This window comes from Collinsella tanakaei, assembly GCF_030373545.1.
Classification (GTDB): domain Bacteria; phylum Actinomycetota; class Coriobacteriia; order Coriobacteriales; family Coriobacteriaceae; genus Collinsella; species Collinsella tanakaei_C.
In genome coordinates, this window is sequence record NZ_JAUDCO010000001.1 from 54,017 (window position 1) to 76,527 (window position 22,511).

General features: G+C 65.6%; 16 protein-coding genes and 1 tRNA gene. 6 read left to right on the plus strand and 11 right to left on the minus strand.

The genetic code is table 11. The features are described from left to right. Positions 1–87: 87 nt before the first annotated feature. A complete protein-coding gene (murB, locus tag QUW00_RS00160; protein WP_289612619.1) occupies positions 88–1,047 on the minus strand; it encodes a UDP-N-acetylmuramate dehydrogenase in 960 nt (319 codons plus the stop codon). 175 nt (positions 1,048–1,222) lie between these two features. On the opposite strand from murB, the gene QUW00_RS00165 reads away from it, so the two are divergent. Then, a complete protein-coding gene (locus QUW00_RS00165) occupies positions 1,223–2,452 on the plus strand; it encodes a coiled-coil domain-containing protein (protein WP_289612390.1) in 1,230 nt (409 codons plus the stop codon). Positions 2,453–2,613: 161 nt separating this feature from the next. On the opposite strand, the gene QUW00_RS00170 is transcribed toward QUW00_RS00165, so the two are convergent. The 3 genes from QUW00_RS00170 to QUW00_RS00180 form a co-directional block, all read right to left on the minus strand. Further along, complete coding sequence (locus QUW00_RS00170; RefSeq protein WP_235422803.1) at positions 2,614–4,077, minus strand: amino acid permease; 1,464 nt, start codon at positions 4,075–4,077, stop codon at positions 2,614–2,616. 99 nt (positions 4,078–4,176) lie between these two features. Continuing rightward, entirely contained in the window at positions 4,177–4,632 is a 456-nt protein-coding gene (locus tag QUW00_RS00175; protein ID WP_289612391.1) for a hypothetical protein, read from the minus strand. Positions 4,633–4,634: 2 nt separating this feature from the next. After that, the gene (locus QUW00_RS00180) at positions 4,635–7,655 is read right to left on the minus strand and encodes a glycoside hydrolase family 2 TIM barrel-domain containing protein (protein ID WP_289612392.1); all 3,021 of its coding nucleotides are present in this window, start codon (positions 7,653–7,655) and stop codon (positions 4,635–4,637) included. 608 nt (positions 7,656–8,263) lie between these two features. Between QUW00_RS00180 and QUW00_RS00185 the strand changes: the two genes are divergently transcribed. The 3 genes from QUW00_RS00185 (at position 8,264) to QUW00_RS00195 (ending at position 11,641) form a co-directional block, all read left to right on the plus strand. Further along, positions 8,264–9,280, plus strand: coding sequence for a LacI family DNA-binding transcriptional regulator (locus QUW00_RS00185; protein ID WP_289612393.1), 1,017 nt, complete (start codon positions 8,264–8,266; stop codon positions 9,278–9,280). 205 nt (positions 9,281–9,485) lie between these two features. After that, positions 9,486–10,544 (plus strand): UDP-glucose 4-epimerase GalE, encoded by a 1,059-nt coding sequence (gene galE / locus QUW00_RS00190; RefSeq protein WP_289612394.1) that lies wholly within the window; start codon positions 9,486–9,488, stop codon positions 10,542–10,544. Between the two features lie 83 nt (positions 10,545–10,627). Next, positions 10,628–11,641 carry a polyprenyl synthetase family protein gene (locus QUW00_RS00195; RefSeq protein WP_289612395.1) on the plus strand — a complete coding sequence of 338 codons (1,014 nt, stop codon included), beginning with the start codon at positions 10,628–10,630 and terminating at the stop codon, positions 11,639–11,641. A gap of 56 nt (positions 11,642–11,697) precedes the next feature. Here the strand turns inward: QUW00_RS00195 and QUW00_RS00200 are convergent, their stop codons facing one another. The 3 genes from QUW00_RS00200 to QUW00_RS00210 all read right to left on the minus strand — a co-directional run bounded on the left by QUW00_RS00200 (position 11,698) and on the right by QUW00_RS00210 (position 14,344). Then, positions 11,698–11,847, minus strand: a complete 150-nt coding sequence (locus QUW00_RS00200; protein ID WP_289612396.1) for a hypothetical protein — start codon at positions 11,845–11,847, stop codon at positions 11,698–11,700. A gap of 146 nt (positions 11,848–11,993) precedes the next feature. Continuing rightward, positions 11,994–13,601, minus strand: coding sequence for a HAMP domain-containing sensor histidine kinase (locus QUW00_RS00205; RefSeq protein ID WP_289612397.1), 1,608 nt, complete (start codon positions 13,599–13,601; stop codon positions 11,994–11,996). Then, a complete protein-coding gene (locus tag QUW00_RS00210; RefSeq protein WP_289612398.1) occupies positions 13,598–14,344 on the minus strand; it encodes a response regulator transcription factor in 747 nt (248 codons plus the stop codon). Before QUW00_RS00210 ends, QUW00_RS00205 begins: the two co-directional genes overlap by 4 nt. A gap of 343 nt (positions 14,345–14,687) precedes the next feature. Here QUW00_RS00210 and QUW00_RS00215 point away from each other — a divergent pair, with 343 nt between their 5' ends. After that, positions 14,688–15,593 carry a peptidoglycan-binding domain-containing protein gene (locus tag QUW00_RS00215; RefSeq protein ID WP_289612399.1) on the plus strand — a complete coding sequence of 302 codons (906 nt, stop codon included), beginning with the start codon at positions 14,688–14,690 and terminating at the stop codon, positions 15,591–15,593. Between the two features lie 51 nt (positions 15,594–15,644). Then, positions 15,645–15,718 (plus strand) — tRNA-Gln (locus QUW00_RS00220). Between the two features lie 614 nt (positions 15,719–16,332). On the opposite strand, the gene QUW00_RS00225 is transcribed toward QUW00_RS00220, so the two are convergent. The 4 genes from QUW00_RS00225 to pyrE all read right to left on the minus strand — a co-directional run bounded on the left by QUW00_RS00225 (position 16,333) and on the right by pyrE (position 22,129). Next, positions 16,333–17,853, minus strand: coding sequence for a hypothetical protein (locus tag QUW00_RS00225; protein ID WP_289612400.1), 1,521 nt, complete (start codon positions 17,851–17,853; stop codon positions 16,333–16,335). 299 nt (positions 17,854–18,152) lie between these two features. Further along, positions 18,153–19,997 (minus strand): carbon starvation CstA family protein, encoded by a 1,845-nt coding sequence (locus QUW00_RS00230; protein ID WP_289612401.1) that lies wholly within the window; start codon positions 19,995–19,997, stop codon positions 18,153–18,155. Positions 19,998–20,327: 330 nt separating this feature from the next. Continuing rightward, positions 20,328–21,233, minus strand: a complete 906-nt coding sequence (locus QUW00_RS00235) for a zinc ribbon domain-containing protein (RefSeq protein ID WP_289612402.1) — start codon at positions 21,231–21,233, stop codon at positions 20,328–20,330. A gap of 212 nt (positions 21,234–21,445) precedes the next feature. After that, entirely contained in the window at positions 21,446–22,129 is a 684-nt protein-coding gene (gene pyrE, locus QUW00_RS00240; protein WP_289612403.1) for an orotate phosphoribosyltransferase, read from the minus strand. Positions 22,130–22,511: the final 382 nt, after the last annotated feature.

The following is a 22,511-nucleotide window of genomic DNA, read 5'->3' on the forward strand; positions in this document are numbered from 1 at the left end:
AGGAACACGTCCCCAACCATCCCATGGGTTGATTGGGGACGTGTTCCTTTCAACCCATGTACGATGCCGCGATGCGCGCACAGCTCGTTAGAACTCGCCGATCCGCTTGACCTCCGGCTCGAGCTCGACGCCAAACTGAGCGCGAACCTCGTCGCGCACATGCTCGATGAGCGCGTTCACATCGGCCGCGGTCGCGCCGCCGGTGTTGACCACGAACCCGCAGTGCTTCTCGGACACCTGAGCGGCGCCTACACTCGCCCCGCGCAGGCCGGCATCCATGATGAGCTTGCCGGCGAAGTACCCCTCGGGACGCTTGAACGTAGATCCCGCGCTCGCCATGTCGAGCGGCTGCTTCTCCTCGCGACGGCGCTGGTAGTCATCCATCTCGACGCGAATCATGCGGCCGTTTCCCGGCGCGAGCGCAAACGTGGCCTCGAGCACGATAAGGCCCTCGTCGTGAATACGGCTCTTGCGGTACCCCATGGCAAGCTCGGACACCGCAAAGGTGCGGACCGACCCGCGGGCGCGCGTGCCATCGGACAGCACGGGGCCCGGAACGTAGGCGCGCACCGACTCCAGCACGTCGGCCGTGCAGGCGTCGTAGGCGCCCGCGTTCATATGGCAGGCCCCGCCCACGGTGGCGGGGATGCCCCACAGCGGCTCGAGGCCGGAAAGCTCCGCATCGGCGGCGGCAAGCGCCACGTCGTGCAGCAGCGCGCCGGCGGCCGCACGGATGCGCGTGCCATCGACCGCGATGTCGGCGAACCTGTCGCGCAGCAGCACGACGACGCCGCGGATGCCGCGGTCGCCCACGAGCAGATCGGACCCGTTGCCCACCACCATCACCGGAGCGCCGGCGATCGCGCAGACGTCGAGCGCACGCACGACGGCATCGGCGTCCGTGGGCGTCACCACGACGTCGGCGGGCCCGCCGATCTGAAAGGTGGTGTGCTGGCTCATGGGTTCGAACAGCTGCAGGTTGTCGTCTCCGACCGCTGCGCCCAGCGCACAGAGCACCTCGTCGGATATGCGGTCGTATTCGTGCATGAGCAGCACCGCCCTCTCGTATCGCACTTCGTTCGCCTATGAACTATACCCCATTCCCCGCAGGCCTTCGAAACCCTTCACGCGCTTATGAAGTTCGATTGCATCGCCCGCAACTGAGGTATCCTATATTGAGCATAGTTGACCGACATATACACGCAGCACAACAGGAGCCCATATGTCTCAACATCTTTCAAACACCCCATCGGGGGCACTCGACGTACAGCGAAATGGCGCCGCCCTGTCGCGGCGTGCAGCCATCAAGGCCGCCTTCGCCGCCGCAGGCGCTGCGGTGCTGTTCGGCCTGCCGCGTCAGGCGCGCGCTGCCACGGCGACCAAGGAGACCACCGAGGCCCTCGAGAAAGCTCAGGCGCAGCTCGATGAGGCCCAGGCGCAGCTCGATTCCATCTCCGCTCAGTTTGAGGACCTCTCCCAACAGCTCGACGACACGCTCGGCCAGATCGAGGTCGTCCAGGAGCAGATCGACGAAACGCAGGCGCAGATCGACGAGCAGCAGCTTGAGCTCGAGAAAAAGCAGGAGATTCTCGCCGACCGCGTGTCGACAAGCTACAAGGAGGGCGGCAACAGCGCGATCTCGCTGCTCCTCTCCTCGACGTCGTTTGACGAGCTCATCTCCAACGTCTACTACATCGACAAGGTCAACGCCAACGACCAGCAGACCATCGAGGACATCCACCGCATCCAAGACGAGCTCGCCCAGCACAAAGCCGATCTAGAGCAGCAGCAGGCCGACCTCGAGGAGCTCAAAGAGCAGCAGGTCCAGCAGCTCGACGCCATGAAGGCCAAGAAGGACGAGGTCCAGACCCTGCTCGACGGCCTGAGCGACGACGTCAAGGACCTCATGGCCAAGCGCGACGCCGAGATCCTCGAGGCCGCGCGCCAAGAGGAACTCGCGCGCCAGGCGGCCGAGGAGGCGGCGCGCCAGGAGGCCGCCAACTCCAGCAGCGGCGGTGGCGGTGGCGGCACCACCTCCATCCCCGGCAGCGGCCAGGCGTCCGCAGGCGCTGGCGCCCAGCAGCGCATCGTCGACTCCGCCTACAGCACCCCCTCGCCGGGCGCGGGCCTGTGCGCCTGGTGGGTCGCCGACGTGTTCATCAACGCGGGCTTCGGCACCGTGCCGGGCAACGCCGACGACATGTACGCGGCGTACTGCACGAGCTCTAACAAGGCCAACCTCAAGGTGGGCATGATCATCGCCGTGCCGTCGCACCCGCACACCTCGGCGGGCGCCATCTACGGCCACGTGGGCATCTACGTGGGCAACAACACGGTGCGCGACAACATCGGCTACATCCGCGACATCAACGTCGACTCCTGGATCGCCTACTACGGCCTCACCACGACTCCGCGCTGGGGCTGGGCGCTCGGCATCAACCTCGAGGGCTAACAGCGGCTCGACAACATAGCGGCCAGACGACCGGACCCGCCCGCGCCTGTGCGCAGGCGGGTCTTTCGTGCAGAAGCGACACCTATGGCTTCACATGAAAAGCGCCCCCGTGCGAGCGAGCACAAGGGCGCTTGGAAGGAGAGGGCGGTATCGGACCGCGATTACTCCATCATGTCGAGCACGGACGGACGCAGCTCCTCCTCGGCGGCCTCCGGATCGGTGGCACGCAGACGGTTGATGTAGCGCTGGTACCACAGCAGGGCGGCGCCGATGAAGACGACCACGCCGCCGACGTTGTACACGAGAGTGAGCCACAGCTCCTGGCCCAGCGGGAAGGTGCCGGCGACGAACACGAAGGCGAAGACGCACAGCAGGAACACGGAGATCGCGACGCCGAAGGTGCGATGGCCCATGCGGAAGGAGCGCGGGGCGTTGTCGTACTTGACGCGCAGCACGAAGTAGGCCAGCAGGATCAGCAGCGGCGGGAGCAGCGCGGTGGCGGCGGTCATGTTGATGACGATGTTCAGCAGGTCGTTCAGGCCGCTGGCGCCCATGGCCGGGATGATCACGATGGGGAGCACGATGAGGAACTGCACCCACGCGGCGCGCCAGGGGATGCCCTGGTCGTTCATCTCGACGATCTTGCCGCCGAAGACGCCCTTGGGGATCTCGGTGAAGAAGACCTTGATGGGCGCGGAGGTCCACATCATGAGGCCGCCGACCTGAGCGGCGAGCAGGATGAGGCCGAGGATGCGGGTCGAGACCTCCATCGGGATGCCGAAGTGCGCGAACAGGGCGCCGTACACGTCGAAGATACCGGTGGACAGGCTGACCTCGCCCATGGGGATGAACAGATTGACGAGGAGCGAAGAGCCGGCGTACAGCAGACCGATGACCAGGCCGGCAGCGACGACGGTGCGCACGAAGGCGGTGACGCCGCCCTTGAGGTCGTTCAGGAACACGCCGACGGACTCAGCGCCACCCACGCCCTGGATGATCCAGGCGAGCGTACCGCAGAAGCCCCAGATGGTCGCGAAGCTCGTGGTATCCGGAGCCATGGTCTGGGCGGTCGGAGCGGTCGCGAACTCGACGCCGCCAAAGATGGCGCCGACGGACAGCAGCACGAAGATGGCGGCCATGCCCATGGCGGCGGCGGAGCCGATGGACGAGATGTTGCCGATCCACTTGGCGCCCTTGGTGGAGGCCCAGGTGCCGATGGCGAAGATGACGATCTCGATCGTCGTGGTCAGGAACGGGGACATTTCGACGTTCATGCCGAAGAACACGTAGCTGGCGTAGATGATGATGTTCGGCAGGATCGACGCGAAGTAGAACAGGTTGACGAACCAGTAGCAAAACGCCGTCATGAAGGCCCAGCGGCCGCCCATCGACGTCTTGACCCAAGCGTACACGCCGGACTCGGAGTCCTTGTTGAGGGCTACGAACTCAGCCGTGACCAGGGTGTAGGGCACGAAGTACAGAATGGTGGCGATGAAGAACGCCGGCGCGGCGGCCAAGCCGATCTCCGCATTGTTGTTGATGATGTTCTTGAGACCGAACACCGCGGAAATCGTCATGCCCAACAGGGCAAGCGAGCCGATTTTCGCTCGTTTCTCTGAACTCATGTCTCTCCTCCTTATAATCGCGCTGGATGCGTTATCCAGCATCCGCAAGCGCCTGCGCCCGTGCGGGCTCAATCGTCGGAGCGCAGGCGCCCAGATACCTTATTTGTTGGGGAAGCTGTAGCCCTCGATGGTGACGCGCACCATGACGGCGGCGACATCGGGGTCGGGCAGGACGCGGAAAGCTTCCTGCTCATCCACCACGAGGATGCCGCCCGCCGGCACGACGACCGGCTCGACATCGGCAGCCTCGAAGCGCTCACGGTCGTCCAGGTCGCTGTAGGCGCGGGTGAGCGCCAGGTCGGCCTTGGACGCCACCGCGACGTGCGCCTCGCCGTCGATGGGGGCGACCACGCTCAGATAGCGACGGGTTCCCACCATATCGGGCGTAGACAGCGCGGGCGTGCGATCCCACCAGTAGGTGAGCGAGTCGCCGATGGAATACGCGACGTCCTGCAGCAGCGTCGGCGCGATGTCGAGCGCCTGGCCCACGCGCATCCACTTCTTAACCGAACTCAGCTCCGCGTCAAACTGCGCGCGGCTCTCATATACATGCATGCTTAGACCTCCTTGATCGGGGCAAGCGCGGCCGCAAGGTCGGCAGAGGCCAGCGGACGCAGGGAGAACGCAAAGCTGAAGCGCTCAAAGCGGATACGATACGAATCGAGCACCTCAGAGCCCCACGAGTTGGAGCCCAAGCCGAGCACCCGGTCGTTGATGTTCACCGTGACCGTGTCGCGCGGCACCAGGTCGCACACGTGGCGCGCGGCGTCGATGTCCTCGCAGGTGTAAGGCCACGCCGAGAACGAGAACGGATCATCGGCGGCATCCGTGCCGACAGGGCGCGTGACGAGCAGGCCGTCGCCGTGGGACGAGCGCAGGGCGACCCAGCGCACGCCCTCGCGGTTCGCGCAGTCCTGCGGGAACACGTAGGGGGTGAACATGTCGTCGACCTTGGCGCGGTAGTGGCCGACGGGATTGGCCTTGAGCGAGTCGGGATAGTTCTCGCCCGGGCCGTGGCCGTACCACTCGACGGCGCGATCCTCGCCGGGGACCTCGAAGGAGATGCCGATGCGCGGGATGATATCGCAGAAGTCGCCGTAGGGCTCGCCGCTCACCGCGAGGTCGACGCGACCGGACGGCCAGATGGTGTACACGAGCGTGCAGCGCATGCCGAAGGCGTGCACGGGCGGGGCGATGCGCTGGGCGACCTCGACCACCACGGCCGGACCCTCGCGATGCCACGTGACCGAGCGCGTGGACGTCTGCATGACGTTGATGAAGTTCTCCTGCCAGATGGAGTCGAACTCCTGCTGGTGGTTGTCGACCAGCGGATGCCAGAAGCCGACCTTGATGGGCGCGGCGACGACCGTGCGGCCGCAGGAGCGCCAGTCGCGGATCTCGCCGGAGGCGAGGTCGAAGGCGATGGAGGCGTCGCGGGTGGTCACGGTGAGCAGGCACTCGGCCTCATCGACCGTCGGCGCGGCGGCCGCGGGGACCTCGATCGCGGCGCGACCGGTGTTGGCGACGGCAAACTGGTAGACGCCGATCTGGTACATGGGCTCGCACCAGGGCTTGGCCTGCGTGGTGAACACGCGCGCCGTGAGCAGGGTCTCGCCGCAGGCGGCGGCGTCCACCGTCACGGGGATGGTCGCGCTCTCGCCCGGGGCGACCTCGCCGGGGACGACCTCGCGGCTGGCGACCGGGTCGCCGTCGACGAGCGTCTCGAGCACGATGCGGATGTCGGCAAGCGTGGTGAACCAACGCTTGTTGGTCACGGTGAGCTCACCGGTCGCGGCGTCGAAGGCCACGCGGACCGGGCAGATGACGTGCTTGTACTCGGTCAGGCCCGGGCTCGGCTCCTGCCAAGGGAACACCATGCCGTCGATGCAGAAGTTGCCGTTGTTGGGGTAGTCGCCGTTGTCGCCGCCGTAGATATGGTAGGCACGACCGTTCTCATCGACCGCGGCGATGCCGTGGTCGCACCACTCCCAGATGAACTGACCCTGCAGGTTGTCCCAGCGATCGAAGATCTGCTGGTACTCGGACAGGCCTCCAGGGCCGTTGCCCATGGAGTGACCGTACTCGCAGTTGATACGCGGCTTGGGGCCGGGATGCTCGCCGAAGTCGTTCATCTGCGAGACGCGCGAGTACATGGTCGAGATGATGTCGACGGTGTCGGCGTTGCGGTCCTCCTCGTAGTGGACCGGACGGCTGTCGAGCTCCTTGGCCTTGGCGTACATGGCGCGGATGTTGCAGCCGTAGCCGCTCTCGTTGCCGAGCGACCAGGCCACGATGGCGGCGTGGTTGCGCTCCTGCATGACGAGGCGCTCGATGCGGTCGACGTAGGCGGCCTCCCATGCCGGGTCGTCGGTGACGGTGGCGATGTTGCCGATGTTCTCGAAACCGTGGCTCTCCATATCGGTCTCGGCGAGCACCATGATGCCGTACTCGTCGCACAGCTCGTAGAAGCGCGGGTCGTTGGCGTAGTGCGAGGTGCGCACGGCGTTGATGTTGTGGCGCTTCATGAGCTCGAGGTCGCGGCGCATGCGCTCGAGTCCCACGGCGCGGCACTTGTGGTCGTCGCCGTCGTGGCGGTTCACGCCGTGCATCTTGAAGTAGGTGCCGTTGAGCAGGATGCGGCCGTTCTCGATGGTCACCTCGGCCAGACCCTGGCGGCGCGGCACGACCTCGGACAGACCGTCGGCGCCGTAGACCTCGATGGTCATGTCGTAGAGGAAGGGGTCCTCGGGATTCCAGAAGCGCGCGTCCGCGACGGTCAGCGCGGCGTGGCCGGTCGCAGGGTCGATCTCGGTCTCGGCGACCGTCGCGCCCGCGGCGGCAAGGCGCCACACGATGCGCTCGGCGGCCGTCGTCTTGACGTCGATCGCGAGCTCGGCGGCATCGCCGGCGCGATGGGTGCGCACGTAGAAGTCATCGAGGCGCGCGGCGGGGCGCTCCATGAGGTACACGTCGCGGAAGATGCCCGACGCCCACCACATGTCCTGGTCCTCGATGTAGGTGCCGTCGCTGTACTGCAGTACCTTGACGGTAAAGAGGTTGTCGCCCGCGTGGATGAAGTCCGTGACGTCGAACTCGGCGGACAGACGCGAGCCCTTGGTCATGCCGACGTACGCGCCGTTGACGTAGAGCTCGGCGTAGCTCTCCACGCCGTCGAAGCGCATGATCTCGCGGCTGCCGGAAGCGAGCTCGGGCAGCTTGACGATGCGCTGGTAGATGCCCGTGGGATCGTCGCCGGGGACGAACGGCTGGTCCACCGGGAAGGGGAAGCCCTCGTCGGTGTAGGCGAGCTTGCCGTAGCCGTCCACCTGCCACATGTGGGGAACCTCGACCTCATCCCAATCGTCCGCATACGTCGTCAGCGCGACGGCGGGAACGGACCGGGGGCTGTCGAACAGGCGAAAACGCCACGGGCCGCTCAGCTGCACGAATCCGCGCGAGAGCTCGCGGCTATACGTGGCCGCCAGCTCGCTCGACGCATACCCCATGAAGTACGCGCGGGCGGCAAGACGGTTCCTGTTCGTCAGCGCCGGGTTCTCCCAATCGTTGATGACATCCATGTTCCGTCTCCTTTCTCTTGCTCCTTTGACCCCCTTGACGCGCCGTCGTTTGCGGCCGGTTCGCGTGCGGCGCGCTTGCGCGCAAGCCGGCGGGAACGACGGGGACTCCGGGTCAACTTTTATTTGTGCAACCGGTTGTGCACACCATACGGCAGCGCTCTCGTTTGTGCAACCGGTTGTCCTATATTGACACCCCTTCCGACCGCTTGCCCGTCGAATCAAACCGCTCGCCCCGCCAACCGGACAGAATGCCCTCCGGAGCGCATCTCGCTGCGGGCGGTACGGGGCAAGCGGGGCGCACCCGACAACGAGCGGCCGAAACCTCGCCCGACAGGCGAGCGGAAACCCTAGGGCGACAGGCGAGGCCCCGGCGCGACACGGAAGGCCCCAGGGCGACACCGAAAACCCCAGCGTGACAGCGCAACCGGTTCCATCGGCATCTTGTGTCGCGCTAGGGTTTTCCATGTCGCCCTGGGGCCTTCCGTGTCGCGCCGGGGCTTCCCGTGTCCCGCTGGGCGCGTGGGACCCGGGCACTTCGGCTCCACACGCTTGTAGTAGAGTTAGATGCCGGAATCGATACTGACGACCCGAAGGCGGGAAGAGCCGACATGACCGTATCCAAGAGCACGACATCGACGCTGGCGGACGTCGCCGCGGCGGCAGGCGTGTCGCGCTCCACCGCCTCGCGCGCGCTCAACGACTCGCCCCGCATCAGCGAGGCCACCAAAGCGCGCATCCGCCAGATCGCCAGCGATATCAACTTCGTGCCCAATGCGCGCGGCCGTGCACTCGCGGTCGGCCGCTCGGAAGCCATCGCGATGTTGGTCACCGAGCCTTTGAGCGAACTGTTCGCCGACCCCACCTACGGCGCGTTTCTGAGCGGCATCACCGAGGAGCTCTCGGAATCCGCCTACCTCCCCGTGCTGCTTCAGGCTTCGAGCCCGCACGAGCGCGAGCGCGTAGTGCGCCACTTTGAGCGCCGCTCGTTCGATGCCGTCATCGACATCTCACCGTACCGCGGAAGCGACCTGCTCGAGGTCCTGCGCTCGCTGGGCATCCCCACAGTGCTGTGCGGACAGCTCGAGGGCCACCCCTATCGTGACGTGTTCTCCACCGTCTACTCGGACGATATCGAAGGCGCCGAGCTTGCCGCCCGCGCCATGCTCGAGCGCGGCCGCACCGCCTGCGTGGCGATCCTGGGACCGCAGGACAACCCCGCCGTCGCGGACCGCGTGCGCGGCTACAAAAACGTCCTCGGCGACGCGCTGTCCCCCGATCGCATCCTCTATACGGGCTGGAGCGCCAGCGACGGCTTCCTCGCCATGCGCCATCTGCTCGATCGCAACATGTCCATCGAGGGCGTGCTCGCCGGCTCGGACCGCATCGCGTCGGGCGTCATCGAGGTCCTGCGCGACCACGGCATGCGCATACCCGACGACGTCTCGGTGATCGGCTTCGACGACCACCCCATCGCGACGAAAGTCACGCCGCAGCTCACCACGGTCCGCCAGCCCCTGCACCAGGAGGGAGCCCTGGCGGCCGACATCGCGCTCCAGATGATCGACGGCACCGAGCCGACCACCAACGTCCTCCATATGGAGCTGGTCCGCCGCGCATCGCTGTAAGGCGCCCCGACAAGAGGGGCCTCCCAGCAGGAAGGTGCCCTTTGTCAGGCAAACCGCACAATTCCCGTGCCGCGCGCTGTGCATATGTGCTCGTCCTTTGGTATATCCTGCACGAAGCGTGCCAAAAGGAGCATCCGCACCCTAAGCTATACTGAAGCCCGTATCCGCGCGGCGCGCCCGCGTTCGCGCGTCGAAAGGAGATGCCATGTCTGCCAAGCTCAATCCTGCTGACACCTGCGTGCTGGTAACCGGCGGCGCCGGCTTTATCGGCTCCCACACCGTCGTCGAGCTGCTCGAGCGTGACTACCAGGTCGTGATCGTGGACGACCTGTCCAACTCCAGCCCCGTCGCCATCGACCGCATCAAGCAGATCGTGGGCGACGACGCCGCAAAGAACCTCACCTTCTACGAGGCCGACGTGCTCGACCGCGAGGCCCTGAACCGCATCTTCGACACGCATCGCATCGACCGCGTCATCCACTTCGCCGGCTACAAGGCCGTCGGCGAGTCGGTCCACAAGCCGCTCGAGTACTACCACAACAACATCGGCAACACGCTCGCCCTGTGCGACGTCATGCGCGCGCACGGCTGCAAGTCCATCATCTTCTCCAGCTCCTCCACGGTCTACGGCGATCCGGACAACCCGCCCGTGACCGAGGCCGACCCCAAGAAGCCGGCCACCAACCCCTATGGCTGGACCAAGTGGATGATCGAGCAGATCCTCATGGACCTGCACACTGCCGATCCCGAGTGGGACGTCGTGCTCCTGCGCTACTTCAACCCCATCGGCGCGCATCCGAGCGGCCTGATCGGCGAGGATCCCAAGGGCATTCCCAACAACCTCGTGCCCTATGTGGCGCAGGTCGCCGTGGGCAAGCGCGAGTGCATCAACGTCTTCGGCGACGACTACCCCACGCCCGACGGCACCGGCGTGCGCGACTACATCCACGTGGTCGACCTCGCCCGCGGCCACGTCGCGGCGCTCGAGTGGATGAACGGCCGCACCGAGGTCGGCATCTTCAACCTGGGCACCGGCACCGGCTCCTCCGTGCTCGACGTGATCCACGCGTTCGAGAAGGCGTGCGGCAAGGAGCTCCCCTACAAGATCTGCCCGCGCCGCGACGGCGACATCGCGGCCAACTGGTGCGACGCGACCCGCGCCCGCGAGGAGATGGGCTGGACCGCCGAGTTTGATATCGACGACATGTGCCGCGACTCCTGGAACTGGCAGTCCCACAACCCCGACGGATTCGCCACGAAATAGATCGTGCAATCAACGTACAATGGACGGTGCCCGCAGATGCGCGGGCACCGTTTTTTGTCGGCTCGTCCCAAGCGAGGTCACGCATGTCCCATTCGTTCACCGAATTCCTCGGCAGCCATGTCGGCGAGGTCAACGACTATCTTGCCGCTTTCTTCTGCGATCAGACCGACCGGGCCGACATCGAGCGCTACCTGTACGCTCCCTTGGGCGCGTTTTCGGCAAACGCCGGCAAGCGCCACCGTCCGCTCATCTGCATGCTCGCCTGCGCCGCGGTGGGCGGCGACTTCCACGCCGCGCTGAGCGCAGCGGCGGCAATCGAGCACTTCCAGTCCGCCGCCCTCATCCACGACGACATCGCTGACAACGGGCACCTGCGGCGCGGTAAACCCTGCGTGCACGTCACCGAAGGCGTCGGTATCGCCATCAACTGCGGCGACTACGCGCTCACCTTGGTCACCGACGCCATCCTGCGCGACGCGTCGCTCGGCGATGCGGTCAAGCTGCGCGTCCTGCGCGAGCTCACGGACATGATGCAGCGCACGGTCGAGGGGCAAGCACTCGATTTGGGCTGGGTGCGCGACGAGCGCTTCGATCTGGGGGTGGACGACTACCTCGCCATGGCCACGCTCAAGACGGCGCACTACAGCGGTGCGGTGCCGCTGGCCTGCGGCGCCATCATCGGCGGCGGTACGGAGGAGCAGGTAGAGGCCCTGCGCTCCTTCGGTTTGGACACGGGCCTGGCCTTCCAGATCCAAGATGACCTGCTCAACCTGATCGGCGAGCGCGAGGCGCGCGAGAAGGACTTCCGCAGCGACATCACCGAGGGCAAGCGCACGCTCGTGGCCGTCCATGCGCTGGAGCACTCCTGCGACCGCGATGAGCTTGTGGACATCCTATCCCGCGAGACCGACGACCCGGCAGCGCTCGCGCGCGCCGTCGAGATCTTCGAGGCGAGCGGGTCCATCGAGTTCGCGCGCGCGCATGCCCTGGCGCTGATCGACCGGGCCAAGCAGACGCTCGCCGGCATCGAGCTCGACGAGGACTGCCGCGCATTGCTGCTGGCGATGGCCGACTTCTTCGTGGAGCGGCTGCACTGACGCGCCCGCCGGGCCCGAGCGGCGGAGCGCCCGCGCGCGGCTGCTCGAGCCCGCTATTATGCCAAAACGCTCCCCGCGATCAGCAGCACCGCGATCACGGCGAACAAGGCGAGCGACGCCAGCGCGCCCCGGTCCTCACGGAGCGGCGTGACCTGCGCTTCCGTGCCGTCCTCCAACACCAGGACCTCGCCCAGAAGCTTCAGCATCGCAATCACCCTTTCCGTCGCCCGTCTGTCCTTTCGATGCTAGTGGCGCATTGAAAGGGCGCGGTAAGCCTGATGACAGGATCGTGAAAGGGGGCGTGCTCGGCAGGGTGCACCCCTGCCGAGCACGCCCTCCCGACCGGGCATGCCTACGCCGCGACGTTGAACGTCACGGTCACACATGCCCCGCCGGCCGCGTCGTTCGCCAGGCTGACGTCTCCCCCGTGCAGGCGAGCGAGCGTCTGCACGATGTTCAGCCCCAGCCCGAAATGCTTGACGCTTTTCGCCTCGCCGTAAAACGGATCGCATCCCCGATGCAGCGCCTCCGGCGTAAAACCGGGCCCGTCGTCGACCACGCGCACGCTCAGGTGCCCCTCGCTCTCGTCGCACGACATCGCAACCGCGACGCGCGACCGCGCGTGCTCGCATGCGTTGCCGAGCACGTTGCCGAGCACCTCCTCGATCAGCGCCCGATCCACGTCAATCGTCCCCGTGCGCGGCAAGGCCGCCGCATCGACGGCGAGGGCGAGCGCAGGCCGCTTGGCGCCGACGTACTCCTGCACGTAGCGCACCATCTCGCGCGAAAAATCGCCAGCAGGAACCGACGTGCGCACGACCGGGCGGTCGTCGAGCTTGGCGATGCCGCTCATGGCCATCGTGTACGACTCGAGCCGCTCCACCTGCTCCGCAATCGTGGCGACCGTCTGCCCATCGACCGGCTCGCCGTGCTCCTCGCGCAGCTCGGCCATCTCGACCGTCCCCTTGAGCACCGTGATGGGCGTGCGCAGGTCGTGGGCAAACGCCGCGTTCAGCCGGCGGCGGTCCTCCACGATGCGCCACAGCTCGCGCTGGGACGACTCCAGCGACACGCGCATCTTCTCGAACGCGTCGCCGAGCTTGGTAAACTCGCGTCCCGGCACCTCCGGTGTCACGAAATCAAGGTCCTGCCGGCCCACGCGGTCCGCACAGGTGCAGATCACATCGAGAGGGCCCGCCAAGCGCTTGCGGTAGAAGCGGCGGAAGAACAGATACGAGGTGACACCGAGCACCACGAAGGGCGTCAGGCCCGCGGCGATGCGCAGCGCGACCATAAGGGGCGTCTCGTATGCCATGGCGTCCTGCGAGACATAGTAGCCGATATTGGACACCACGAACGCCTCGTCGCCATCGCCGAGCCGAGCGATCGGACCGGTGACCGGCATACGCTCCGCCCGCTCGCGCGCGTCGTATGCAGCAAGGTTCGAAGCGTCAATCGAGGCCAGGTCGTATGGGGAGCCGTCGCTTTCCTCGTAATCGGCCATGGTATAGTTGCCGCCCCAGTCGTAGACCGTAAGCGACGGATCGGTGCGGACCATCTTGAGCGTGGCGTATCCAACGGGCGCCCCGGTATCGGCGTTGATCACGCCCCCGGAACTGTCGCCCACGAGCAAACCGCCGTCCGCCTGGTCGCGCATGCCCAGAAACGCGATGCGATCGGGCGCCTCGCCCGCCGATGCCAGCTCGATCGCCACGGCGGGAACGATTTCATCGGTCTCGGCATCGTACACATACGGCCCGCCCCCGACGTCGACGCGACCCTCCCACACGGAGCGCTGAAACGTGTCGTATACCGACATGATGCCGATCATGAGCGCGATCGACACGACGATGGACGTCAGCACGCATCCCGCCGCGTAGAGGAAAAACGACCGCATGAGCGGCATGTCGTCCCAAAACGTCCGCACGCGGCCGTCGCGTGCCGCCCGCCGCGCCCTCATCGCGCGCTCCAACGGTATCCGACACCCCACACGGTCTCGATGGGATCGAGGCCACCCGAGGCCTCGAGGAACTTCTTGCGGATGCGGCGGATGTGCTCGCGCACGATGGCGGGGTCGCCCGCGGCGTTCCAGCCCCAGACCTGCTCATAGATGAAGGCGCGGTCGTACACGCGCCCCGGCTTCTTGCTCAGCAGAGCGACGATATCGAACTCCGTGCGCGTCAGATCCAACCGAATGGATGCCGGCGCATCCTGCCCGTCTTCCGTGAAAACCTCGACGGTGCGCTGGGCATAATCGATCGCCAGCCTGCCCGCAAACCATACGCGCGCCGACGCGTCCTCGCTCCGGCGCGACTCGCGGGCGAGATGCGCTCGCACACGGCTGCCGAGCACCTGCAGCGAAAACGGCTTGAGCACGTAGTCGTCTCCCCCCGACGCGAATCCGTCCAGCTGGTCGGCGTCCTCCACGCGCGCCGTCAAAAAGATGATGGGACAGGACAGGCGCCGCCGAATATGACGGCAGACCTCGAAGCCATCCATGCCGGGCATATTGACGTCCAGCAGAACAAGGTCGAAGGCGGCCTGCGTCGTGCGCTCGCTTTCCTCCACCGCCTCGAGAGCGGCAGCTCCGCTCGTCGCGGTTGCGGTGGCATAGCCTTCCATCTGAAAGTAATCCTCCAGCATGGAGGCGATCGCCTGCTCGTCGTCCACGATCAGCAGGCGCGGCCTGCGTTCAAATCCCATAGGGCCCTCCGTTCGCGTGCTCGTTGGCCTCATGATGCCAGCCCCCTGTCAACAATCTGCCTACGCGCGCAAAAATCGGTCTACACCGGCGCGGACGATTGCCTCGCACGCGTGAGCGCAGCAACCCGTCGTCCGCGCCGTCTTTTGCTCGGATACCCCTTGGGACCATGCGGCAATCCCGCCGGTGCGTGCGAACATCGATTCTTTGTTGAAGTCATCGCCACGCACGCGGCATGTTGAGCAACGCTGGTAAGAACTTGATACACTATTTGTTTGATACATTCACACCCGCTCCGCCCGCGCCCCGGCCGGGCTTTTCCCACAGCTTTGGAAAGGGGTTCTCATGGATCCTATCGTCAAGGGCATGCAGGGTCCCGCCGTCGAGGACGTTCAGTCCAGGCTTGTCCGACTCGGCTTTGCCATCGACTCCACCGAGGTCGACGGTAAGACGTTTGGCGACAGCACCGCTCAGGCCGTGAAGGCGTTTCGCGCCGACAACGATCTGATACCCGGCGACGAGGTCGACACGGCATGCTGGTCGGCGCTGGTCGACGCTTCCTACCGTCTGGGCGACCGCACGCTGTACCTGCGTCTCCCCAATTTCCACGGTGCCGATGTGCGCGCGCTGCAGCAGGCGCTCAACGTGTTGGGCTTCGCCTGCGGCACCGATGACGGATACTTTGGCCCGCATACCGAAGCGGCTCTTCAGCAGTTCCAGGAAAACGTCGGCCTGTTTGCCGACGGCATGGCGTTCCAGGACACCTTCGCCTATATCGCGCGCCTGCGCCACGTGTGGGAGGGCAAGCCGTCCATCGTCGAGGCGGAGGAGCGCATCGGGTTTGCCCGCGCCGCCGAAGTGCTCGAGAACTACCGCATCGCCGTGTGCGGCGACGACCCCATCTCGCGCGCTGTGGCGTCGCGCATGTGGAACATCGCTCAGGCGACGACCGAGTCGAGCGGCATGGTCCTGTGCGACGCCGGCTATCCCGATGATGTCGACCTTGTCCTCGAGCTGGCCAGCGACAGCCTCCCCGAGGACGCGGAGCCCACGCCCACCATTGTGCTTGCCGAGTGCAACAGCCTGACGCAGCGCATCAGCACGGCGTTCGCCGCGGCCAAGAGCAAGCCGGCGCATATCCGTATCGAGCTTTCCGGCATTACCGGATACAACGGCATGTTCACCTCGAGCGATGCCCAGACACTGGCCGTTCGCATGCTCGACGGCGTTTGCGCGGCATTGAGCGATTAGGTACACTGATTGCGCCGTGCGGGGCCGACGAGCCTCGCCACGGTCATGTTTTGGGGCATCGTCCAGCGGCAGGACCCCGGTTTTTGGTGCCGGTTACGGGGGTTCGAATCCCTCTGCCCCAGCCATAGGCGATAAAAGAAGGCCAGCGGAAAAATCCGCTGGCCTTCTTTTATCGCCTATGGCTGGGGCAGAGGGATTCGAACCCGAAGGGCCTCATGCTGCGCAAAGCGCGTGAGCGCCTTTGCCAGCATGAGTCGCAAGGGCGGCGCAGCCGCCCTTAGCGGGAGGTCACTCGCCGCAGGTGAGCGACCGACACCCCTCTTCGCGAGCATGGGCGCGATGCACGTGGAATAATCTCCGGCATCCGCCCCATCGAGCGCCCAGCGATCGTTCGTGATCCGCGCTGTGGTCACGAGATGACGATTACTGAAAGGTCGGATCCCCGAAGGGCGTCCCGCCGTCGTGTGTGCGCTCATCAATCCTGCGGAAACGTCAACGGCTGGGCATCGCAGCCCCGGCTGACTCCTCAACAATCCCCCAATGGCACCCCATTCGGGCTCAAGCGGAGGCCGCTTCTCGCTCAATCTGACAGGAAACGTGTCCTCGTGACCATCAGCGCGAAAACGAACGCATCATCCCGCCCGACGGTCCCCACTTAGCGCGCGGCACCCCAAAGTCGGGCGTGCGCGAGACGGGCACGCCCGACAGTTCTACCCCATGAGGCGGGGCGAGCCGACACCTAGCTGTTCAGCATCCGGTCGACGGCACCATGGCTTGCACGACGGAAATCCTCGCCGGTCAGCACTTCCTGCGGGATTCTGATGTTGTCGCTCAGTGCCCGCTTAAACGGAATGCGCAGCGACAGGGGCAAATCCTTCACGAGCCGCGCGAAATCGCGCGGGCTTTCCTGGTTGTTCGCCGCGCTTTCGCGCTCGTTGCCGAGCTGCTGCACGTGCGCCCGGTTCGCCGCGAACATCGCGCGATACATGCCCACGTGCAAGCGGATCTCCATCACGTTCACCTCGCGTGCGCGCTCGACCAGGCGCGCGCCCTCACGGTCGATGTCGCCCGCATAGTACACGTACGAAAAGCCGTACCCAATGTCGTTCAGATAGTCATCCAAAGCATGTGCAACGCACGCGTTGTGGCCCGCGCCGAAGATCACACCGCCGATGCGCCTGCCAAACAGGCGCACGCTCTTGCGGCCTTTCAGCAGCGTCACGATCTCCTCGTAGGTATCGATGTTCTCCACCACAATAAACGGCTGGTCGGCGCCGAGCCCATAAAAGCCCTGCAGCGGAGACATCTGGCACGAGGCGATCCGCAGGGCATTCGGATTGATGCCCTTGGAGGTGAGCTGGCGCATCAGCCGGTCGCCGCGTTTGCCCTCAAGCGCCTTCTCGTCATCGAAGATCTGGTAGGCGCGCTGCCGCCGCGAGGCATAGGAAACCTGCTCGCCCGCATGGGCGTCGAGCCACGCCTGCACACGTGCGACGTCGTCGGGCACACTCGGCTGTCCAGCAGGCTTTCTCGGCGTCTCGGTCTTCGCGGCATCCTTCGTCGTGGAAACCGCCGCCGCGCGCTTGCGAAGCGAGATCACTGCATTCAAGCCGCGCTTGACGACGGCAAGGCCGCGCGAACGACGCTCCTCACGAGGCGCAGCCGCCTTCGGAGCGCGCTCGCTGGCAACAGCACCGCGCGGCGCGCGCTTGGCCAGGGGCTCGGCTTCGCGCCGCTCGGCCCCCTTGCGAACCGAGCGACGCCTGCGCTCGCGGCGCTCGCGCACGCGGCCGTCGTTCTTGTTGGATGCAGGAGCATCACCGCCGGAATCCCGGCAGGCGGCCTCCTCCTCAGCGACGCGAGCACCCTCGGCAGCAGGCGCGTCCTGCTCGCTCGACGGAACGGCATCTTCTGCGGCGTCCCCATCTGCCTGCTCGGCGCGCAACGCCGCAAGCACCGCGTCCGCGTCGATGCCGGCAGCATCGAGGCGAATGCGGTACGGCCCGAACTCGTCGCGCCCGAGCTGCACGATAAGGCCCCCGCTCACCAGAGCTTCGCGCATCTCGTCGATCCGCTCTGCCCCGTGCAGCGATTTCAGCACCCGATCGAGCGCCCCGCGCTTGATCTTGAGCTCCTTGCGCTCAAGCAGGGCGAGCGCCAACACCGAGCACTGTTTCTCGTTGACGCCCAGTCGCTCATTGAGCCACGACGCCAGCGCGCCTACGGTTTCGGGACTATCGGATATCAGGACACGCCTCAACGCGGGCACCTCCACAGCAGGGTGCCCGCATCGCAAGCGGGCACCTCGGACGTTCATTCAGCGCCTTGCATCGTAGCACATGCGGCGTTGCGGCAGCTGAGGCATCGGGCACGCGAGACCCCTGCCGCCGCCCGATGTGAACAACGCCCGGCGCGCCTTCATATGCACCGGGCTCACACCGCTTGCCCGCCGGAAAAAGCATCAGGCCTCATTTCACGCCAAACGGGGCGCCCCGCCATGGAGCGCCCCGTTTCATGCATGGAAGTATGTGCAAAGACGTCCGATGCTATCTCACGCAGCTACGCCTCGACGCTTGCGCGGTCGGCGGACGCCTCGGCAGCCTGCTCGCGCACGTGGGCGCGACCCATCTCGGTCCACTCGGGCTCCTCGTCGGGAAGCGAGCCGGCCTCCTTGGTGAAGAGCTCCTTCAGGCAGTTGTAGGCCACGATGACGCCGAGCACCATGAGCAGGATCGCAAAGACGAGCTGCAGGCCGGAGGTGGCGATGACCGCGGCGCCGGAAGCGGCAAGCGCGTTCACGCAGCCGATCGCGCTCTGCACGAGCGAGGTGAAGGTGCAGCACAGCAGGAAGGCGACAGGCACGTAAAGCATGAAGCCGCGGCGGCCGGTGCACTTGCAGAAGACGGCGAGCGTGATCATGGTCATGCCGCCGAGCAGCTGATTGGAGGCGCCGAACAGCGGCCAGATGTTGCTATAACCACCGAATGCCAGCGCAAAGCCAAGAGCCAGCGTGAGCACCGTGGCGACCCAGGTGTTGGACGCGACCTTGGCGGCGCCGGTGAGCTCGGCCTGCTCGTCCTCGAGCGCGTCGTTGGTCCGGGCGAAGAACTCCTGGAACGAAAGGCGGCCGATGCGCGCAACGGCGTCGACCGAGGTGAGCGCAAGCGCCGACACGCACATGGTCATGAACACGGTCGCAAGCGTCTGATCGACACCGAAGGCGGTCATGCCGCGGGCGATGCCCTGCGAGAAGATCGAGAACGGAGTGGCCGCGACGCCGTTGTTGAGCGCGCCGGTGCCGGCAGTGTTGAGGTCAGAGAACATGATGGCGGCGAACACGATGGCCAGCACGCCCACGAAGGACTCGACCACCATCGCACCATAACCCACGGGCAGCATGTCGGATTCCTTCTCGACCTGCTTGGAGGAGGTGTTGGTGGACACGAGGCTGTGGAAGCCGGACAGGGCGCCGCACGCGACGGACACGAACAGCAGCGGGAACACGAAGCTGCCGTTGGCGGCCATCTCGCCGAAGTCGACGACCATCGGCGCGGTCATCGTGGCCTGGCCGTTAGCACCGAGCACGAAGATGCCCACCACGGCGCAAGCGATCATGACGAGCATCATGATGCTCGTGAGGTAATCGCGCGGCTGCTTGAGCGTCTGGATGGGCATGGCGGCCGCGAACAGCAGGTACACGGCGATGACGGCAAACCAGCCGAGCTTGGGCAGGTAGACCGGGAACTGCATGCCCACGGCGAACATGGCGACGAACAGCACCACGGCGAGCGCCAGCTCACGCACGCCGGACAGCTGGAAGCGGCGGTTGAGCCAACCGAAGGCGATGGCAACGAAGGTGAACAGGATGGAGATCGTGCCCGCCGTGCCGCCGGCATAGGACTTGGCGACGTCCACGGCACCCGCCGCGTCATAGGTCGCCTGGAACGTACCGGCAACCATGTCGACGAACGCCGCGATCACGATGATGGTGAACAGCCAGCTGAACAGCAGGAACAGGCGACGGCCCGTGCGGCCGATGTACTTCTCGATCAGCTGGGCGAGCGACTTACCGTTGTTCTTGACGCTCGCGTACAGCGCGCCGAAATCGTGCACGGCACCGAAGAAGATGCCGCCCACGAGCACCCACAGAAGCACCGGCAGCCAGCCGAACATCATGGCCGCGATGGTGCCCGTCACCGGGCCCGCTCCGCAGATGGAGCTGAACTGGTGCGAGAACGCGGTAAAGCACGATGCGGGCGAGAAGTTCTTCCCGTCCTCCATGCGGCGCGCGGGCGTGACGGCATCGCGGTCGATGCCCCACTTGGCCGCCAGCCACCTACCGTAGCCCAGGTAGCCTGCGGCCAGCACGACCGCCGCTACGACGACAACGACGATTCCGTTCATAGTCGGTCCTTTCCCCCGAAAGATATCGAACAAAAAACGAGGGCCGTCGTATCCGTTCCGACGGCCCTCGTCTATCAGCCGCCCGCTATCGTGCGGGCCGGCTGCCGTGCAAGCCAACCCGCATCAAATAATCTGACGAATGATGGATAGCTGGGGGCATGCACGCATTGTCTCGACATCTCTCTTCTTGTTGCTGCGCGAACGCAACGCCGCGCATTCCTATGAAGCAGTGACCAGTCTACGCTTTAGCAAGGCAAAGTCAACCTGTATGGTATTTGTTACGTGTCCGTTTCGTCCTCGCATCGACGGGCGCATCGCCCTGAGGAAGGGTTACTCCATCAGCAGGCGGGAGATCTCGTCTTCGACGCTGTCGTCCTCGGACCAATTGCCGTCCTCGTCGCGGTTGCACAGAAGCTCGAGGTCGACCGGGCGCGGCTCGGCGGAGTCGACGCTCTCCATCACGACCTCGCCCATCATGGTGTACAGCTCGTCCGTGCTCTTGTTGTAGACGGACGGGTCGCTCATGAACTCAGTGATGCGCTGTTCAAGGTCAGGCAGGATGTCGGCGAAGGTCTTGCTGGTCACCGTGACGTAGCACACCGCGGTATCGTTTGCATCGTCGACCTCGATGGACGTGATCTCGTAATCGAACCCGTCGAGCAGCGAGCCCACGAACTCCTCGCCCGTGACGCCGAACTCATCCATGCCGGCGCTCGCGTCGACCTCCTCGACGATCTCCTGATACTCCTCGGAGTTCTTATCCATGATGGCGTCGAACTCCGCCGAGATGCCCTCGCGGATGATCTCTTCATCGGACTTGCCGCCAAGCCCCGGCAGCACGAACACTGCGAGCAGGGCGATGATGGCGACCGCCGCGACGACGATGGCGATGATCGGCCCCTTGCCGCCCTTCTTGGTCTCGGTCTGCCCGGCATAGACAGGAGGCTGCTGGGGAGGAACGGATGCGGTCTGCGCAGGCGGAACCTGCGGTGCGGGCTGAGGCTGGGGCTCGGGCGTCGGCGCGGGCTCGGGCGCGGGTGCCGGCGCAGGTGCGGGCTCGGGCTGCTCAGGGGTCAGCACCGTGGTCTCGGTCGGCTGAACCTGCTGGTCATCGGGCATGAGCAAGGTCGTGCCCGTCGACCTGCTCGCGGTGCCGCCCGCCTCCAGGGCGCTGCCGCAGCCGACGCAGAACTTCGACCCGTCGGGGTTCTCTTTGCCGCAAAACGGACAAAACATAGTCGTCTCCTTCCCACTGCGCGCCCGACGCGGCGCGCGGGCGCATGCTCGCCTTCCCTGTGCAAGCCGTCGTTTAAGTATAGGCCGCCGCACGCGTTCGCCCGGCACCCCATCGCTCGGCGGCGCGCGCCGTCCCCATAAACGGATGTCACCGCGGGCCGCAGCCCTTGGGCCGGCGATCCGCGGCGACGAAGCGCGTATCCGTGCGGCGCTTACTCCTGCGCGCCGTACTTCTCGTAATAGGCGTCGATAGCGGCCTTGATCGCATCGTCGATCACGACGCGGCCCGCAACCTCACGGTTGTAGAGGTGCTCGGCGACCTCGGCCATGCTCACGATGGACGCGACGGGGAACCCGTACTTCTCCTGGATCTCGGCCTGCGCGGTGTGCACGCCGCCCTTGCCGACCTCCATGCGGTTGAGCGACACGATCAGGCCCTTGACCTCAACGTCGGCAGCCGCCTTGAGCTTGGGATAGGTCTCGTCGATCGACTTGCCCGAGGTGGTGACGTCCTCGACCATGACCACGCGGTCGCCGTCCTTGAGCTCATAGCCGAGCATACCGCCCTTGTCGGCGCCGTGGTCCTTGACCTCCTTGCGATCAGAGCAGTACTTGACCTCCTTGCCGTAGAGCTCGTGCAGGGCGATGGTGGTAACGACGGACAGGGGGATGCCCTTGTACGCAGGCCCGAAGACGACGTCGAAATCGAGGCCGAAGTTGTCGTGGATCGCGCGGGCGTAGTACTCGCCCAGACGCTTGAGCTGCTCGCCGGTAACGTAGGCGCCGGCGTTCATGTAGAACGGCGAGGTGCGCCCGCTCTTGAGCGTGAACTCTCCGAACTTGAGCACGTCGGACTCGACCATGAACTCGATGAATTCCCGCTTGTAGTCTTCCATATCAGTCCTTCCAACCTCGACGCGCGAAGCCGTCGCGATTCCTATATGCGCACCGCTATCATACCAGCGACCAGTGCGCGGTGCGCACGGCGCACAGAAGCGATGCGGCGCGGTGAACAAATCCGCAGCACGTCGCGCGCGATAAGAAAATTCTTTCGATAGATGCCGGGAAAACAGGGGCGAAGCTCGGGTATACGAGCTGACTATTTACTACCTCTACGCAGGTATTTCCGTTTGGAAAAAAATTTTCTACGGTCGGCGAAAAACCCTTGCAAAACAGCTTCGCTTTCCTGCAGTATTAAGCTGTGTCGACGTCTTCTACCCGCAGCACGGGCGGGAGGCGCCCGAACCCTTATCTGACATCGTCCGCAGGACGAAACAG